The sequence below is a fragment of the Polaromonas sp. YR568 genome (assembly GCF_943372955.1).
Lineage (GTDB): Bacteria > Pseudomonadota > Gammaproteobacteria > Burkholderiales > Burkholderiaceae_C > Polaromonas.
In genome coordinates, this window is sequence record NZ_CALSAL010000003.1 from 131547 (window position 1) to 146804 (window position 15258).

Below are 15258 nucleotides of genomic sequence, written 5' to 3' on the forward strand. Positions count from 1 at the left end.
GCTCCTGCTGGAGCCTGCAGGCCATGCCGGTGCTTGCCCCCCGCCAATCGTTCTCATGTCCTCATCGAACTCCTCTGCCCTGGCCCTGATTCGCCTGATGAGGCCACACCAGTGGCTGAAAAACGCCTTTGTGTTTGCGGGTCTGCTGTTCAGTGGCGGCTGGCGTGACACCGCGCTCGATCTGCGCGTGCTGTCGGCCTTTGCCGCCTTCTGCTGCATCTCCAGCCTGATCTACATCCTGAACGACTGGCACGACCGCGCCAGTGATGCGCTGCACCCCGTGAAGAAAAACCGGCCACTGGCCAGTGGTGCGGTGGGTGCCACCCCGGCGCTGGTGCTGGCGGCGCTGCTGCTGGCGGGCGGCGGGCTGCTGGCCCATGACAACCGCGTGCTGCTGCTCTTGCTGGCGGTGTATGCGTTGTTCAACATCGCCTACTCGTGGCGGCTCAAGCAGGTGCCGGTGGTGGATGTGTCCATCATCGCGTCGGGCTTCATGCTCCGGCTTTTGGCGGGTACTGTGGCGGTCGGTATTCCGCCTTCGCGCTGGCTGCTGCTGACCGGGATTTTTGTCGCGCTGTTCCTCGGCTTTTGCAAGCGCAAGGCCGAGACCTTTCAGGCCGAGACCAGCCAGCGGGCGGTGCTGGCGCATTACCCGTCGGCCCTGCTGGACACCTTCATTGCGGTCACCATGACGGCCACGCTGACGACCTACAGCCTGTTCGCCACCAGCCCCGAGGCCTTGCTGCAGCACGGCGAGCGGCTGCTGTACACGGTACCAGTGGTGATCTTCGGCATGCTGCGCTACACCTACCAGGTGCACCGCGGGCACGGGGAGGACGTGGCGCGTGACCTGCTGCGCGACCCTTGGCTGGTCGGCGCCGGTCTGCTGTGGGTGGTGATTTTCCTGAGCCACCGGCTGTGAACCCGGGCCGAGCGCCGGCTGGCGGTTTTCCGCTCAAGCGCCTGCTGCTGGTGCTGGGCGCAGTGGCCACGGCCTACGCGGCGGCGCTGCTGATCTGGGGCGACAGCCGCAGCGCGTCGCTGTCGGTGCTGTGGTCATGGACTGGGTTTCAGGCCGCGCTGCTGTGCCTGCTCAATTACCTGCTGCGCGGCATCCGCTGGCGCCTGTGGATGGCGCATTACGGCCGGCCGCTTGGCTGGTGGCAGGGGCTGCGCCTCTATGTGGCGGGCTATGCGTTCACGCCCACGCCGGGCAATGTGGGCGAGGCGGTACGTGGCTTGATGCTGGCGCACCGCCCCCTGAGTACAGCGCAGAGTCTGGCCATCTTTGGCGCCGAGCGTCTGGCCGATTTGTTCTGCCTGGCGCTGCTCTGCTTGCCTGCGCTGTGGTGGGCGTTCACTCACGGTGCAGTTCAGGCGATTCCTGCCTTAGTTTACGGACTGCTGATCGCTGGCGTGCTGTTGGCCACAGTGGCGCTGGTCCTGCTGTGGCGATTTCGCGTGGCGCTGGTGCAGCGCCTTGCGTGGCTGGAAGACGCTGCGCGCTGCCTGCGCTTGCAGCCGGCAATCTGGTTTTCGCTGACGCTGGTGGCTTGGGCTGCGCAGGGCCTGGCCCTGTGGATGGTCTGCCGGGAGCTGCAGGTGGACCTGTCGCTCGCAACCGCTGTCGGCTTTTATGCGGTGGCCATGGTGGCCGGGGCGCTGTCGGCTCTGCCGGCCGGGCTGGGCGGCATGGAAGCGGTGCTGGTGGGGCTGTTGGTTGCGCACGGCGCCTCGCCGGGCAATGCGCTCACGGTGACGGTGGTGGTGCGTCTGCTGACGCTCTGGCTGGCAGTGGCATTGGGGCTCGCAGCCTTGCTTTATAGTGCGGCCATCCGTCGGGACATCAGCTTTCGTTGATGCTGCCGCGCTCACGCGTCTGACGCTGTTTTCATGTCCCAGAATCCCTCTTTTGCACCTGTTCCCCCTTCACTGATTCGCTGGCTGCTGGGTGTCGGCGTGTTTTCGCTGTTGCTGCGTACGTGGATTGCGCTGACCTTTCCCGTCACCGGCGATGAGGCCTTCTTCTACTGGTGGGGGGTATACCCCGCCTGGGGCTACTCCGACCACCCGCCCATGGTGGGCTGGCTGATCGCCTTCATGCGTGCCACGCTGGGCGACAGCCTGGGCTCCATCCGCTTGCCGATTGTGTTGCTGCCGCTGGCGCTGGGTGCGGCGCTGTGGTGGGCGCTGCATTCGCTGGACAAGGTGCGGGCGGCGTGGGCGGTGCTGTTCTTCTGGCTGGCGCCGCTGAACTGGCTCAACACGCTGATCACCACCGACACCCCGCTGATTTTCTGGTCGGCGCTGTCGGTGGCGGCGCTGTTCCGTGCAGAACGGCGCGAGCGGCTCGATGGCGCCGCCTATGGCCTCTATGCGCTGTCGGGAGTGTTCATCGGCTGCGCGTTTTTGTCCAAGTACTTTTCGGTGGTGCTGGGGTTGGCTTACCTGGTGTACTTTGCGCTGTACCGGCGCGAACGCCTGGCCGGTCTGGCTGTGCTGGTGGGGTGCGCCTTGCCAGGGCCGGCGATCAACATCGCCTACAACATGTCCCACGGCTGGTCGAACATCATGTTCAACGTTTACAACCGCAATGAAGACGCGGTGTTCGCGTGGCGCAAGCCGCTGACCTACCTCGGCATGATGGTGTATCTCGTCACACCGGTAGCGGTGTGGATGGTGCTGCGGCACCGCGCGGCCGTGGTCGATGCGGCGCGGCGCCATCGCCTGCTGGCCTGTCTGGTGCTGGTGCCGCTGGTATTTTTTGCGCTTCTCTCGGGCAAGAAGGTGATTGGCCTGCACTGGGTGCTGTCGTTTTACCCGTTCGGTTTTGCCTTCTTGGCGTTTGCCCTGCCCGCCGACCAGCTCAAGCGCTGCGCACGCGGGCTGGCGGTGTTTGCCGGCCTGCATGTGCTGGTGGTGGCTGCGCTCTACAGCACGACGCTGGAGACCTGGCAAACCACGCCCGTGCTGTCGAAGTACTACCCGCAGGTGGTGCGCAGTTACCGCACTGCAGAGATGCTGAAAAAGGTCGAGGCACCCGGCGTGGTGCTGATGGGTGAGGCCTACACGCCCGCGTCGATTTTCGGTTTTGAGCGGCGCGAGTACATGCCGGTGTTTGGCGTGGGCAAGTTCCATGCGCGGCAGGACGATCAGCTGGTGGACTTCTCGGTCTATCAGGGCAAGACCATCCGCATCATTCTGGCCGACCCGCCGCAGCTGGATGCCTACAAGCCTTACTTTGAATCGGTACAGACACTGAGGTTTGAAGAAAGCGGTGTGCGCTTTTACGCGCTCGAAGGCATAGGTTTCAACTACCAGGCCTATCGCGAAGGCGTGCTGGGGCAGATCTACCAGCGCTACTACAACATCCCGCAGTGGCTGCCGATGACAGGCTGCCCCTTCTGCGAGCGTTACTGTGGGCAGGTGCGATGCCCCCGGTAAATAGTCCTGTAAACGGTACTGTAAGCGGTCCCGCGAACGAGGCGCAGCCCATCGCGGTGGCTGCCTTTGACTTCGACGGCACCATCACTTGGCGCGACACCTTCGTCCCCTTCCTCATCCGCGGACTGGGCTGGCCCCGGTTTCTGTGGGCGGTGGTGCGGTGCGTGCCGTGGCTGGTGGGTTACGCGCTTCGGCTGGTTCGCAACGACGTGGCCAAGGCGTGCCTGATGCGGGCAACGTTGACAGGTCGCACGTCAGCCGAGATGGAAGAGTGGACGCGCCGTTGGCTGGCGCAGGACTTTCCGGGTCAGGTCCGGCCCTGGGTGGCGGAGCGCATGGCCTGGCACCACAGCCAAGGGCACCACTGCGTGATGGTAAGCGCCTCACCCGATCTGTATTTGCCCGCAGTTACCGCGCAGCTGGGTTTCGAAGCGCTGATCTGCACCGAAATGGAATGGCGGGGTGACCTTCTCACCGGCCACCTCACCGACCGTCTCACCGGCCACATGCGCACACCCAACTGTTATGGCGAGCAGAAAGTGCTTCGCCTGAACGCATGGCTGATAGATCGGTTTGGCGCCGCAGCGCGCGAGCACATCACACTGTATGCCTATGGTGATACGCGTGGTGACTATCCCATGCTACGCATGGCCAGCCATGCGTGGTACCGCGGAGAGCCGTGGGAACCGCGGCCCTGAGCGGGATGGCACTGCCGGGCCTTCAGTCTTCCAGCTCGGCCTTGGCCATTTCCACATCCAGCCGTTCGGCGGCATCCATGGCCTTGCTGGAGGCGGCCTGCTCGTAAAGCTTGGTGGCCTCTTTCATTTTCTTGTCGCCTTCGAGCATCACCAGCCCGTTGGCGTATTCGATCATGCCAATCGCTGAACCCGGGTTCAGCTTGAGCGCGTCCTTGTAGAGGGACAGTCCGGTGTCTTTCTTGGCGCCGTAGGTCATGCCACCGATGAGCGCGCCGACCTTGTCAATCACTTCGGCATGGAAGGCCGCGAGCGCGATGTGCGCGTCGGCATGCTTGGGTGACAGCTGGATGGCTTTTTCCAGTGCCGTCTTGACCTTGCTGCCCAGTCCCTGTGCCAGCGCCTTGGCCACGCTGATGCCCTGGCTGTAGCGGCCCAGGGCGTAGGCCTGCCAGTACCAGGCGTTGGCGTTCTTGGGGTCCACGGCCTGCTGGGCCTCGGCGCGGGCAGCGACTTCCATGAACAGGTCGAGCTTGGTCTTTTCCTTGGTTTCAAGGTAGGTCGCGTAGAGACTGGTGGCCTTGTTGGCCACCGTGATGCCGTCGCCACCGGCCTTGATGCCAGCTTCGGCTGCCTTCTGGAATTCGCCGTTGTGAAACAGCACCCACGCCTGCAGGACGGCGGCGTCCTTGGGCAGGGGCTCGCAGTCGCCCTGGTGCAGACGGGCCCAGTTTTTCTTCAGGCTGGTGGTGTCGAAGGTGTAGTCCCCGCTGTGCGGGAAAGGGGTCCACTTGGCCATGCGTTGTCTCCGTCGTTTGTTGTTGTGTTGGTGAGATGAATCTTATCGGTTGACCAAAGGTCTTGACAGGGTCGTGAGGGTGCTTTGAAAGGTGAAAAAGTCCAGATCTCGGTGTGATGTCTTGGTGGTCTCTGCGTTCATGCCGGGTCGCGGCCAGCCGAGCCGTAGGCGCTCACCAGTCCTTGCAGGTGGCTGCGCTGGCCCGGCTCCAAATAGGGAATCAGCAGGTTCAGCACATGGTGGGCACCCCGCAGCAAGGCCGCCTGGGCGTTGGCCGGCTCCAGTGCGTTGCGCGGATCGCGGACATATTCGAAGCTCAGCCAGTAGGTGAGCACCACCACCATGCTGGTGGCTGTGGCTTCGACCTCGCGGGAGTCAATCTGCAGGCTGCCGGCACGGCTCATGCCGTCGAGCAGCGACTTCACCGACCGCGTCTTGTTCTTCAGAACCCACTGGAAATGCGTTTCCAGCCGGCGGTTCTTGCTCAGCAGATCGTTGAGGTCGCGGTACAGAAAGCGGTACTGCCAGATCAGCTCAAACAGGGTATGCATGAAAAACCAGGCGTCTTCGACATCGCGCACGCCGTCGCTGGCGTTGAGCAGTTCGCCGAGCGACGCCTCATAGCGGTCAAACAGCGAGTTGATCAGCTCGTCTTTGGCCGGGTAGTGGTAGTAGAGGTTGCCGGGGCTGATGCCCAGCTCGGCTGAAATCAGCGTGGTCGAGACGTTGGGTTCACCAAAGCGGTTGAACAGGTCCAGCGTGACCTCGAGAATCCGCTCCGCCGTGCGACGCGGCGCTTTTTTCGCCATGGTTGTCTTGCCTTGTGTGATGAAGCGAAACAGGCATTTGCCCCTCTGGACACTCTACCCCACAGGACGTAGGCCGCGTATCAGGGATGTCCAGCACGGCCCTCGTTGCAGTCGCTCAAAACTGCCAACCCTGCAACAGACGAAAAAAAGGGCAAATCGAATTGCCCTTTTTCAGTCATGGCCGTGGCCAGGAGATCGGTGAGGAGGCTCAGGCCGATTTGCGCGCTGCAGGGCGCTTGGCTGCTGCCTTCTTGGCCGCTGGCCGGGCGGCTGCCTTGGTGGCAGCCTTTGTGGCTGGCTTGGCGGCACCGGCGGAGCGCTGCTTGCTCAGCGCGTCGACACGTGCCGAAAGTGCGGCCATGTCCTTGGCAGAAGGTACGCCCAGCTTGTTCAGCGCCTTGGACACGCGGTCTTCAAAAATCGTTTCCAGCTTGTCCCACTGGTGGCCAGCCTTGGATTGGATGTCGGTGGCCATGTTGGCCATCTTGCTGGTGGCCTCAGAAATCTTCTCTTCGGCGGCCGCCTGTGTCTTGCGCTGGATCGACAGGCCTTCCTTCACCAGGGTTTCGAAGACTTTGCCGCCTTCTTCCTGCGCCTTGGAGAAAGCGCCGAGGCCCGCGAGCCAGATCTGTTGGGCCGAGTCCTTGACGGCACCGGAAAGATGGGGAGCCGATTTCTTCTCAGCGCTCATTTTCTGCAGTTTCTTGACCATGGTGTGCTCCTGACGGGCGAAGTGGATGACGGACGCAGAACCGGCGGCTGATGCCTGAGTGGTACTGCACAGGTTTGAAATATAAGCCCATCGCAGGGCGGCGTGTAGGTGCCAGCTTCTAGAAGCCTAGGGAGCCGGCTCTACGGAAAAGCCCATGCGCTGTGGGTTTGCACGGGTTTGTGCTGAATGGGCAGGACAGGGGTTTCGGCAAGAATCCATTTTTGCCTGACTGTTCAGCGGAGACACACAATGACAATGACCTATTTCGTCACGGGAGCCACCGGTTTCATCGGCAAGCGACTCGTCAAGAAACTGTTGCAGCGCAAGGGGAGTACGGTGTACTACCTGCTTCGCGCCGAAAGTGCCGGCAAGGCCGCAGCCCTGCGTGAGTACTGGGGCGTCAGCGCCAGCCGCGCAGTGGCCATTCATGGCGACCTCACGGGCAAGAAGCTGGGTGTGAGCAGCGAAGACATCAAGAAGCTCAAGGGCCAAGTCAACCATTTCTACCATCTGGCGGCGGTGTATGACCTGGGTGCCGACGAGGAAAGCCAGATTGCCGTCAACATCGACGGCACGCGCAACACCGTGGAGTTTGCCAAGGCGATTGATGCCGGGCACTTCCACCATGTGAGCTCAATTGCAGCCGCTGGCCTTTATGAAGGTGTTTTCCGCGAAGACATGTTCGAGGAAGCCGAGAATTACGACCACCCTTACTTCCGAACCAAGCACGAGAGCGAAAAAATCGTGCGCAAGGAATGCAAGGTGCCGTGGACGGTGTTCCGCCCCGCGATGGTGGTCGGCGACAGCCAGACTGGCGAGATGGACAAGATCGACGGGCCCTACTACTTCTTCAAGCTGATCCAGCGCATGCGCCAGCTGCTGCCGCCCTGGATGCCGGCGGTGGGGCTGGAAGGTGGCCGCGTCAACATCGTGCCGGTTGATTTTGTGGTCGACGCACTCGACCACCTCAGCCACCAGACCGCCATCACCAAAAAGTGTTTCCATCTGGTGGACCCGGTGGGCTACCGCGTCGGCGACGTGCTCGACATTTTCAGCAAGGCAGCCCACGCGCCCAAGATGAACCTGTTCATCAATGCGGCACTGCTCGGCTTTATCCCGCGTGGCGTCAAAAAGAGCCTGATGGCGCTGGCGCCTGTGCGCCGCATCCGCAACGCGGTGATGGCCGATCTCGGGCTGCCCGAGGACATGCTGACTTTCGTCAACTACCCCACGCGCTTTGACTGCCGCGACACCGTGGCTGCGCTCAAAGGCTCTGGCATCGAATGCCCCAACCTGAAAGACTACGCCTGGCGTCTGTGGGATTACTGGGAGCGCCACCTCGACCCTGACCTGCACATCGACCGCACCCTCAAGGGCACGGTCAACGGCAAGGTGGTGCTGGTCACCGGCGGCTCATCCGGTATTGGCCTGGCGGCAGCCCACAAGTTTGCCGAGGCGGGCGCCATCACCATCATCTGCGGCCGTGACCAGGACAAGCTTGACGAGGCCTGCAAGGAAGCCAAGGCCAAGGGCTACAACTTCGTGGCCTATGCCGCTGATATCGCCGACATGGCCGATTGCGACCGATTCATCCAGCTGCTGATCGAGAATCACGGCGGCGTGGACTTCCTCATCAACAACGCCGGCCGATCCATCCGCCGCGCCATCGAGTCGAGCTACGACCGCTTTCACGATTACGAGCGCACCATGCAGCTCAACTACTTCGGCTGCCTGCGGGTCACGATGGGCCTGCTGCCCGGCATGGCGGCCAAGCGCAAGGGCCATGTGGTCAACATCAGCTCGATTGGCGTGCTGACCAATGCGCCGCGGTTTTCTGCTTACGTGGCCTCCAAGGCGGCACTGGACGCCTGGACGCGCTGCGCCTCCAGCGAGTTTGCCGATGTGGGCATCAGCTTCACCACCATCAACATGCCGCTGGTGCGCACCCCCATGATCGCGCCGACCAATCTGTACAACAACGTGCCGACGCTGTCACCCGAAGAAGCGGCCGACATGATCGCCCAAGCCTGCATCTTCAAGCCAGTCCGTATCGCGACGCGTTTGGGCATTACCGGCCAGCTGATGCATGCACTGGTGCCCCGTGTGGCGCAGATCGCCATGAACACCAGCTTCCGCATGTTCCCGGACTCGTCTGCCGCCAAGGGCGACAAAGGGGGCAAATCGCAGCTGTCTGCCGAGGCCGTGGCCATGCAGCAGATGATGCGGGGGATTCATTTCTGATGGTCAGGCTCGTCACTCGACCACCTCGCCTAGCCGCTTTTCTACAGGGTCATTTGATCAGGTAATCCTGCTTGCTGTGGCCGGCGGCAATGTTTGCTGCGAGCCAAGCTGGCGTTTTCCCACGGCCAGTCCACGTTTTCCCGCTGATTGGGTCTCTATACTTCGCAGCCACTGCGCTGCGTTTGTCCTGCGGGGCCTTCGCTTTGCGGGTAGCTACAGGCTTTTGACTCAATCCCAGCTCTGTTGCTGAGAGCTGGAAGTTCTGGATCAGCTCTTTTGCCGAGGCAATGGCCTGAGTGCGCTCGCTGTTTTTCTGTTGCGCCAGCTTTTCGCGCAATTCATTGACTTTGGCTTCTGCTTGCGCGATTTGCTGCTGCAGTTCGGAGAGAGACGACATATTGCTGGTGCTTTCAATAAAAATATTGCTGAATATAAACGGAAATTATCTGTCTTGATTAATTGAGTCGGTTGCGCATGCTGCTTGATTTAAATTTATTAGTAAATGTAATATTTTTTTGTTGATTGATTCACTGGCGATTTTATTTTGGCATACTCGCCATGGCAGTTTTATAACAGATTTAATCCGCAGGATATATCGAATGATCTTGGTGACAGGTGGCGCTGGCTTTATCGGCTCCAATTTTGTGCTGGATTGGCTTGCCGATTTCGATGAACCTGTCATCAACCTTGACAGTCTCACCTATGCTGGCAATCGCGAGAATCTGATTTCCCTGATTGGCGATGACCGGCATCTGTTTGTCCATGGTGATATTGCCGATCAAGCACTGGTGGCGGGCTTGCTAAATTCCCATCAGCCCAGAGCCATCATTAACTTCGCGGCCGAGTCGCACGTAGATCGTTCCATTCATGGGCCCGAAGCCTTCATCCAGACAAATATCGTCGGGACATTCCGACTTCTGGATACTGTGAGGTCTTATTGGGCTGGGTTGGAATGCGATGCAAAGTCAGCGTTTCGTTTTCTCCACGTGTCTACCGATGAGGTTTACGGTTCACTGGCGCCCAGCGATCCTGCCTTTACAGAGAGTCATTGCTACGAGCCCAACAGCCCTTACTCGGCCAGTAAGGCTGCCAGCGACCACTTAGTGCGCGCTTACTACCATACCTACGGCCTGCCGGTGCTGAGGACGAACTGCAGCAACAATTACGGTCCCTACCATTTCCCCGAGAAGCTCATCCCGCTGATGATCGTCAACGCGTTGGCGGGCAAGCCGTTGCCGGTATACGGCGACGGTATGCAGATGCGCGACTGGTTATATGTCAAGGACCACTGCGGCGCCATACGGGAGGTGCTGGCGCACGGCCGCGTGGGTGAGGTTTACAACGTGGGGGGCTGGAACGAGAAGCCCAACATCGAGATTGTCAAGACCGTATGTGGCTTGCTGGATGAATTGCGCCCCAGGGACGACGGAAAGCCCTACAGCGCCCAGATCAACTACGTCAAAGACCGCCCGGGCCACGACCGCCGTTATGCAATCGACGCGAGCAAGATCCAGCGAGAACTGGGCTGGAAGCCCGCTGAAACCTTTGATACCGGCATCCGCAAAACGGTGCAGTGGTATCTTGCCAACTTCGAGTGGGTGGCGAATGTCCAGAGCGGTGCCTATCGAAAGTGGATCGATACCCACTACGCCGAGGCAAGTATCACATGAAGATTCTTCTGTTCGGTAAGAACGGTCAGGTGGGCTGGGAACTGCAGCGCAGTCTGGCGCCGCTGGGCGAGCTGATCGCGCTGGATCGACGCAGTATCGACTTGTGCGGTGACCTGTCCAATCTGGAAGGGATCGCGGCTGCTGTGCGGCAGATTCGACCTGATGTCATCGTCAATGCCGCTGCCTACACCGCCGTGGACAAGGCCGAAAGCGATACGGCTGCTGCCCGCCTTGTCAACGCAGAGGCGCCGGGTGCGCTGGCGGCAGCTGCCCATTCGGTTGGCGCTTGGCTGGTGCACTATTCGACCGACTATGTCTTCGATGGCAGCGGCAATCGCCCCTGGCACGAAGACGATGCGACCGGCCCGCTTAGCGTGTACGGACGGACCAAACTGGACGGCGAGCAACGCATCGCGGCGACCTGCCCAAAGCATCTCGTGCTTCGCACCAGCTGGGTCTACTCGTCACGAGGCGGCAACTTCGCCAAAACCATGCTGCGCCTGGCTACGGAACGGGATCGTCTCACGGTCATTGATGACCAGTTCGGCGCTCCCACAGGAGCTGATTTGCTGGCCGATGTGACCTCGCACATGGTCCGCAGTATCACTTCTGGCGGAGATGGCAGCGGAGGGATCTATCACCTGGCCGCTGCAGGAGAAACCTCCTGGCACAGCTATGCGTGTTTTGTGCTGGAGCAGGCAGCCCTTGCCAGCAAGTCGCTCAGGGCATCACCTGACACGGTGGTGGCCGTTCCGACCACCGCCTTCCCCACGCCCGCAGTACGCCCGCACAACTCCCGCCTGAACACCGCTAAACTGCGGAACCGCTTCGGCCTGCACCTTCCGGCATGGCAGCAAGGGGTCGCCCGCATGCTTGCAGAAATCCACTGACACCCTTCATGACCCCACGCAAAGGCATCATCCTGGCCGGTGGCTCCGGCACCCGGCTTCATCCGGCCACACTGGCCATCAGCAAGCAGCTGCTGCCTGTGTACGACAAGCCGATGGTCTATTACCCGCTCAGCACGCTGATGATCGCCGGCATCCGCGAAGTGCTCATCATCAGCACGCCGCAGGATACGCCACGCTTCGAGCAGCTGCTGGGCGACGGGTCCCAGTGGGGTATGAATTTGCAGTACGCAGTACAGCCCAGTCCGGACGGATTGGCGCAGGCTTTCATCATTGGAGAAGCGTTCCTGGCTGGCACGCCAAGTGCACTGGTGCTTGGGGACAATATTTTCTACGGGCACGATCTTTACAGGCTGCTGATGGCTGCTAACCAGCAGGAGGCGGGGGCCACCGTTTTTGCATACCATGTGCAGGACCCGGAGCGATATGGCGTGGTGGCTTTTGATGGAGCAGGCAAAGCGAGCAGCATTGTAGAGAAGCCCGCTTCCCCACGCAGCAATTACGCAGTCACTGGCCTCTATTTTTATGACTCGCAAGTGGTGGAGATTGCCAAGTCCATCAAGCCAAGTGCGCGCGGTGAACTCGAGATCACGGCGATCAATCAGGCGTACCTAGAGCGCGGTCAACTGTCGGTGCAAATCATGCAGCGTGGATACGCCTGGTTGGATACCGGAACGCACGACAGCCTGCTTGAGGCCAGCCAGTTCATTGCCACGCTCGAGCGGCGGCAGGGGCTCAAGATTGCCTGTGTCGAAGAGATTGCGTGGCGCAACGGCTTCATAGGCGATTCACAGCTTCGAGAATTGGCCCATTCCATGTTGGCCAGCAACTATGGTCCTTACCTGTTGCGCCTTTTGAAGGACGGTGGGGTACAGTGAGAGTCCTACCAACAACAGTCTTGCCAGAGGTTCTGATTGTCGAGCCGAGAGTCTTCAACGACTCACGTGGGCTTTTCTTTGAAAGCTTTAATCAGCGGGAATTCAATGAGCTAACTGCCACCGATCTGGCTTTCGTACAGGATAACCATTCACGATCTACGAGGAGCGTTCTTAGAGGGCTTCATTTTCAGATCAAGCAGCCTCAAGGCAAGCTCATTCGGGTTATTTCGGGGGCTATTTTTGATGTGGCAGTCGATATTCGCAGGTCGTCTCCAACTTACAAGCATTGGGTGGGGGTTGAACTTACTGCTCAGAATTACAGGCAGTTATGGATTCCACCTGGCTTCGCCCACGGGTTTGTTGTGTTGGGCGACCATGCAGAGTGCCTTTATAAAAGTACCGCATATTACGACCCAAGCGACCAAGGTTACATCAGATGGGACGACCCTAGTATTGCTATCGACTGGCCTTTGAGCTCTTCGCCTGTTCTGTCTGACAGAGACAGTACAGCTCCATCGCTAATCGACTGCGATTTTCCCAATTGACCCTTGACGGGTTATTCACGCACTTCCCCTTACAATCGGTGAGAGGTGATCGCGTACCGAATCTAGCGGACGTAGCCGTGGCGAGATCGTATTGCGGGATTTTAAGCGCCTTCGATATTGCGGGTAATGTTACGAGTCTGGAAGCCGTTGGCTGAGCAGAATCTCATATATAAAAGAATGAATAGAAAAATAGCACTGGTGGGGTTAGGTTATGTTGGTCTGCCTGTCGCGGTGGCATTCGGAAAGACCCATCCCGTTGTTGGTTTTGATATCAAGGCAGCCCGCATCGCAGAGTTGAAAGCAGGGAAAGACAGTACCGAGGAGGTCGAGCCCGTCGATCTGGCTCAGGCGCGCATTCATTACACCGATAAGACCGACGATCTGAAGGGCTGTGATTTCTTCATCATTGCGGTACCTACGCCGGTGGATACGGGTAACAAGCCCGACTTCTCGCCGCTGATCGGAGCCTCCCGGTCCGTAGGCAAGGCCTTGAAGAAGGGCGACATAGTCGTCTATGAGTCCACGGTCTATCCCGGTGCCACCGAAGAGGAATGTATTCCCGTCCTTGAAGCGACATCGGGTTTGAAATTCGGCGTTGATTTCACTGTTGGGTACAGCCCTGAGCGCATCAACCCGGGCGATAGGGAGCACACCTTCACTAAAATCAAGAAAATCGTCTCCGGGTCCGATGCGGCCACACTGGACATCGTTGCCGATGTCTACAGTTCGGTTGTGACGGCGGGCGTACACCGCGCCAGTTCCATCAAGGTTGCCGAGGCGGCTAAAGTCATCGAGAACACCCAGCGCGACCTGAATATCGCTTTGATGAACGAACTGGCAGTCGTGTTCAAACGCATGGACATTGATACGCAAGAAGTTCTTGAAGCTGCTGGAAGCAAATGGAATTTCCTGCCATTCCGTCCAGGCCTTGTGGGCGGGCACTGCATTGGGGTGGATCCGTATTACCTTACCCACAAGGCTGAAAAGCTGGGCTACATACCGCAGGTCATTCTTGCCGGCCGCCGCATTAACGACAACATGGGCCGATTCGTTGCGCGCAACACCGTCAAGCAGATGATTTCGGAGGGTATCGACGTCGCGCGTGCGCGTATTGGCATCCTCGGGATTACATTCAAAGAAAATTGTCCTGACACGCGCAACTCCAAAGTCGTGGATATTGTTCGCGAGCTTGAGGATTACGGCGTAGAGGTTGTGGTGTGCGATCCGCATGCCGAGGCGTCTGAGGTCCATGAAGAGTACGGGCTTTCGCTCGGATTGGTCGACGCTGAGCACCCGGTTGATGCACTGATCATGGCGGTAGCGCACTCGGAGTTCAAGGCGCTCACACCCTCAGCACTCAAGGCGATGACTCGGGGTGACCATCCCGTTTTAATTGATGTCAAAAGTATTCAGCCCCGGGCTTCTCTTGAAGCGGTCGGATTCAGTGTTTGGCGTCTTTGACAAGGCATTTGATGATGAGAAAAATAGTTCAAGGGCGCAAAGTTCGCTTTGCGCTCGTCGGCTGCGGCCGAATTTCCAAGAACCACTTTGATTCAATTGCGCAGCACAGTGAATTCGCCGAACTGGTGGATGTATGCGATATCGATCCGGTAGCACTCGAGGGCGCCGTGAAGGCGACCGGTGCCGGGGGCCACACCAATTTGACCGACATGCTGGCGGCGACCACAGCCGATTGCGTGGTGGTGACGACTCCGTCCGGCCTGCACCCTCGGCAGGCTATCGAAATTGCCAAGGCCGGTCTCCACGTGCTGTCTGAAAAGCCCATGGCTACCAAATGGGAAGATGGTGTGAATATGGTCCGCGCATGTGAGGAAGCGGGCGTGCACCTTTTCGTAGTCAAACAGAATCGGCGTAACGCCACGCTGCAGCTTCTGAAGCGGGCTGTAGAGAAAAGGCGCTTCGGTCAGATCTACATGGTGAACTTGAATGTGTTCTGGCAACGTCCGCAGCAAGGCTACTACGACCAAGCGAAGTGGCGGGGCACCTGGGAGATGGATGGCGGCGCTTTTATGAACCAGGCCAGCCACTACGTCGACCTTCTGGAGTGGATCATCGGCCCCATCGAGTCCCTGCATGCCTACACAGCAACGCTGGCGCGAGATATTGAGGCTGAAGACACCGGCGTCATGAGCGTCAAATGGCGCAATGGCGCCCTGGGTTCCCTTAGTTGCACGATGCTGACCTACCCCAAGAATCTGGAGGGCTCTATCACCATTTTGGGGGAAAAAGGAACTGTTCGCGTGGGGGGGGTGGCTGTCAACGAGATCAAGGAATGGCAGTTTGCCGATGTCGATCCGGAAGACGAAAAGATCAAGGAGGCAAGCTACGCCACCACCTCGGTCTATGGTTTTGGGCATCCTCTCTACTACGAAAACGTGATCAAGGTGCTCAAAGGCGAGGCCGAACCCGACGTCAACGGTCGGGAAGGGCTGAAGTCGCTGGAGGTGCTGATCGCGGCTTATCGGTCTGCCAGGGACGGGGTGCGCGTCGGCTTGCCCCTTGAGCTCTGACTTCATTTGCTGACACGGGGCACTTG

At 59.6% G+C, this 15258-nt stretch carries 15 protein-coding genes; 11 read left to right on the plus strand and 4 right to left on the minus strand.

Annotated features, from left to right (window positions below; all coding sequences use genetic code 11):
• Window positions 1-55 precede the first annotated feature (55 nt).
• The 4 genes from AAG793_RS10865 to AAG793_RS10880 are packed head-to-tail and all read left to right on the plus strand — an operon-like array spanning window position 56 to window position 4142.
• Entirely contained in the window at window positions 56-922 is an 867-nt protein-coding gene (locus AAG793_RS10865) for a decaprenyl-phosphate phosphoribosyltransferase (protein WP_341908051.1), read from the plus strand.
• Window positions 919-1860: a lysylphosphatidylglycerol synthase transmembrane domain-containing protein gene (locus tag AAG793_RS10870; RefSeq protein ID WP_341908055.1), complete on the plus strand. Its 942-nt coding sequence runs from the start codon at window positions 919-921 to the stop codon at window positions 1858-1860. Before AAG793_RS10865 ends, AAG793_RS10870 begins: the two co-directional genes overlap by 4 nt.
• A 33-nt stretch (window positions 1861-1893) precedes the next feature.
• The gene (locus AAG793_RS10875; protein WP_341908057.1) at window positions 1894-3444 is read left to right on the plus strand and encodes a glycosyltransferase family 39 protein; all 1551 of its coding nucleotides are present in this window, start codon (window positions 1894-1896) and stop codon (window positions 3442-3444) included.
• Window positions 3445-3500: 56 nt separating this feature from the next.
• The gene (locus AAG793_RS10880; RefSeq protein ID WP_341908060.1) at window positions 3501-4142 is read left to right on the plus strand and encodes an HAD family hydrolase; all 642 of its coding nucleotides are present in this window, start codon (window positions 3501-3503) and stop codon (window positions 4140-4142) included.
• Between the two features lie 22 nt (window positions 4143-4164).
• Here the strand turns inward: AAG793_RS10880 and AAG793_RS10885 are convergent, their stop codons facing one another.
• The 3 genes from AAG793_RS10885 to AAG793_RS10895 all read right to left on the minus strand — a co-directional run bounded on the left by AAG793_RS10885 (window position 4165) and on the right by AAG793_RS10895 (window position 6459).
• Window positions 4165-4938 carry a hypothetical protein gene (locus AAG793_RS10885; protein WP_341908062.1) on the minus strand — a complete coding sequence of 258 codons (774 nt, stop codon included), beginning with the start codon at window positions 4936-4938 and terminating at the stop codon, window positions 4165-4167.
• A 137-nt stretch (window positions 4939-5075) separates the two neighbouring features.
• Window positions 5076-5747 carry a TetR/AcrR family transcriptional regulator gene (locus tag AAG793_RS10890; RefSeq protein ID WP_341908067.1) on the minus strand — a complete coding sequence of 224 codons (672 nt, stop codon included), beginning with the start codon at window positions 5745-5747 and terminating at the stop codon, window positions 5076-5078.
• Window positions 5748-5955: 208 nt separating this feature from the next.
• On the minus strand, window positions 5956-6459 hold the full coding sequence (locus AAG793_RS10895) for a phasin family protein (RefSeq protein ID WP_341908070.1): 504 nt from the start codon (window positions 6457-6459) through the stop codon (window positions 5956-5958).
• Between the two features lie 255 nt (window positions 6460-6714).
• On the opposite strand from AAG793_RS10895, the gene AAG793_RS10900 reads away from it, so the two are divergent.
• Window positions 6715-8700: an SDR family oxidoreductase gene (locus AAG793_RS10900; RefSeq protein ID WP_341908419.1), complete on the plus strand. Its 1986-nt coding sequence runs from the start codon at window positions 6715-6717 to the stop codon at window positions 8698-8700.
• 49 nt (window positions 8701-8749) lie between these two features.
• Here AAG793_RS10900 and AAG793_RS10905 read toward each other — a convergent pair whose 3' ends face one another.
• Window positions 8750-9097, minus strand: coding sequence for an H-NS histone family protein (locus AAG793_RS10905; RefSeq protein WP_341908074.1), 348 nt, complete (start codon window positions 9095-9097; stop codon window positions 8750-8752).
• A gap of 202 nt (window positions 9098-9299) precedes the next feature.
• Here AAG793_RS10905 and rfbB point away from each other — a divergent pair, with 202 nt between their 5' ends.
• The 6 genes from rfbB to AAG793_RS10935 all read left to right on the plus strand — a co-directional run bounded on the left by rfbB (window position 9300) and on the right by AAG793_RS10935 (window position 15232).
• Window positions 9300-10370 (plus strand): dTDP-glucose 4,6-dehydratase, encoded by a 1071-nt coding sequence (rfbB, locus tag AAG793_RS10910; protein WP_341908076.1) that lies wholly within the window; start codon window positions 9300-9302, stop codon window positions 10368-10370.
• Window positions 10367-11260: a dTDP-4-dehydrorhamnose reductase gene (rfbD, locus tag AAG793_RS10915; protein WP_341908079.1), complete on the plus strand. Its 894-nt coding sequence runs from the start codon at window positions 10367-10369 to the stop codon at window positions 11258-11260. The genes rfbB and rfbD overlap by 4 nt, the downstream gene beginning before the upstream one ends.
• A gap of 8 nt (window positions 11261-11268) precedes the next feature.
• Window positions 11269-12156, plus strand: coding sequence for a glucose-1-phosphate thymidylyltransferase RfbA (gene rfbA / locus AAG793_RS10920; protein ID WP_341908082.1), 888 nt, complete (start codon window positions 11269-11271; stop codon window positions 12154-12156).
• Window positions 12153-12701, plus strand: a complete 549-nt coding sequence (rfbC, locus tag AAG793_RS10925; protein ID WP_341908084.1) for a dTDP-4-dehydrorhamnose 3,5-epimerase — start codon at window positions 12153-12155, stop codon at window positions 12699-12701. The genes rfbA and rfbC overlap by 4 nt, the downstream gene beginning before the upstream one ends.
• A gap of 177 nt (window positions 12702-12878) precedes the next feature.
• Window positions 12879-14162: a nucleotide sugar dehydrogenase gene (locus AAG793_RS10930; protein ID WP_341908421.1), complete on the plus strand. Its 1284-nt coding sequence runs from the start codon at window positions 12879-12881 to the stop codon at window positions 14160-14162.
• 14 nt (window positions 14163-14176) lie between these two features.
• Window positions 14177-15232: a Gfo/Idh/MocA family oxidoreductase gene (locus tag AAG793_RS10935; RefSeq protein ID WP_341908087.1), complete on the plus strand. Its 1056-nt coding sequence runs from the start codon at window positions 14177-14179 to the stop codon at window positions 15230-15232.
• The last annotated feature ends 26 nt before the right edge of the window (window positions 15233-15258 follow it).

What these genes read in the sequence shown, in the direction of transcription:
- AAG793_RS10865 (WP_341908051.1), top strand. Translation starts at nt 56, where the DNA reads ATGTCCTCATCGAACTCCTCTGCCCTGGCCCTGATTCGCCTGATGAGG.
- AAG793_RS10875 (WP_341908057.1), top strand. Translation starts at nt 1,894, where the DNA reads ATGTCCCAGAATCCCTCTTTTGCACCTGTTCCCCCTTCACTGATTCGC.
- AAG793_RS10885 (WP_341908062.1), bottom strand. Translation starts at nt 4,938, where the DNA reads ATGGCCAAGTGGACCCCTTTCCCGCACAGCGGGGACTACACCTTCGAC.
- AAG793_RS10890 (WP_341908067.1), bottom strand. Translation starts at nt 5,747, where the DNA reads ATGGCGAAAAAAGCGCCGCGTCGCACGGCGGAGCGGATTCTCGAGGTC.
- AAG793_RS10895 (WP_341908070.1), bottom strand. Translation starts at nt 6,459, where the DNA reads ATGGTCAAGAAACTGCAGAAAATGAGCGCTGAGAAGAAATCGGCTCCC.
- AAG793_RS10900 (WP_341908419.1), top strand. Translation starts at nt 6,715, where the DNA reads ATGACCTATTTCGTCACGGGAGCCACCGGTTTCATCGGCAAGCGACTC.
- AAG793_RS10905 (WP_341908074.1), bottom strand. Translation starts at nt 9,097, where the DNA reads ATGTCGTCTCTCTCCGAACTGCAGCAGCAAATCGCGCAAGCAGAAGCC.
- rfbB (WP_341908076.1), top strand. Translation starts at nt 9,300, where the DNA reads ATGATCTTGGTGACAGGTGGCGCTGGCTTTATCGGCTCCAATTTTGTG.
- rfbD (WP_341908079.1), top strand. Translation starts at nt 10,367, where the DNA reads ATGAAGATTCTTCTGTTCGGTAAGAACGGTCAGGTGGGCTGGGAACTG.
- rfbA (WP_341908082.1), top strand. Translation starts at nt 11,269, where the DNA reads ATGACCCCACGCAAAGGCATCATCCTGGCCGGTGGCTCCGGCACCCGG.
- AAG793_RS10930 (WP_341908421.1), top strand. Translation starts at nt 12,879, where the DNA reads ATGAATAGAAAAATAGCACTGGTGGGGTTAGGTTATGTTGGTCTGCCT.
- AAG793_RS10935 (WP_341908087.1), top strand. Translation starts at nt 14,177, where the DNA reads ATGAGAAAAATAGTTCAAGGGCGCAAAGTTCGCTTTGCGCTCGTCGGC.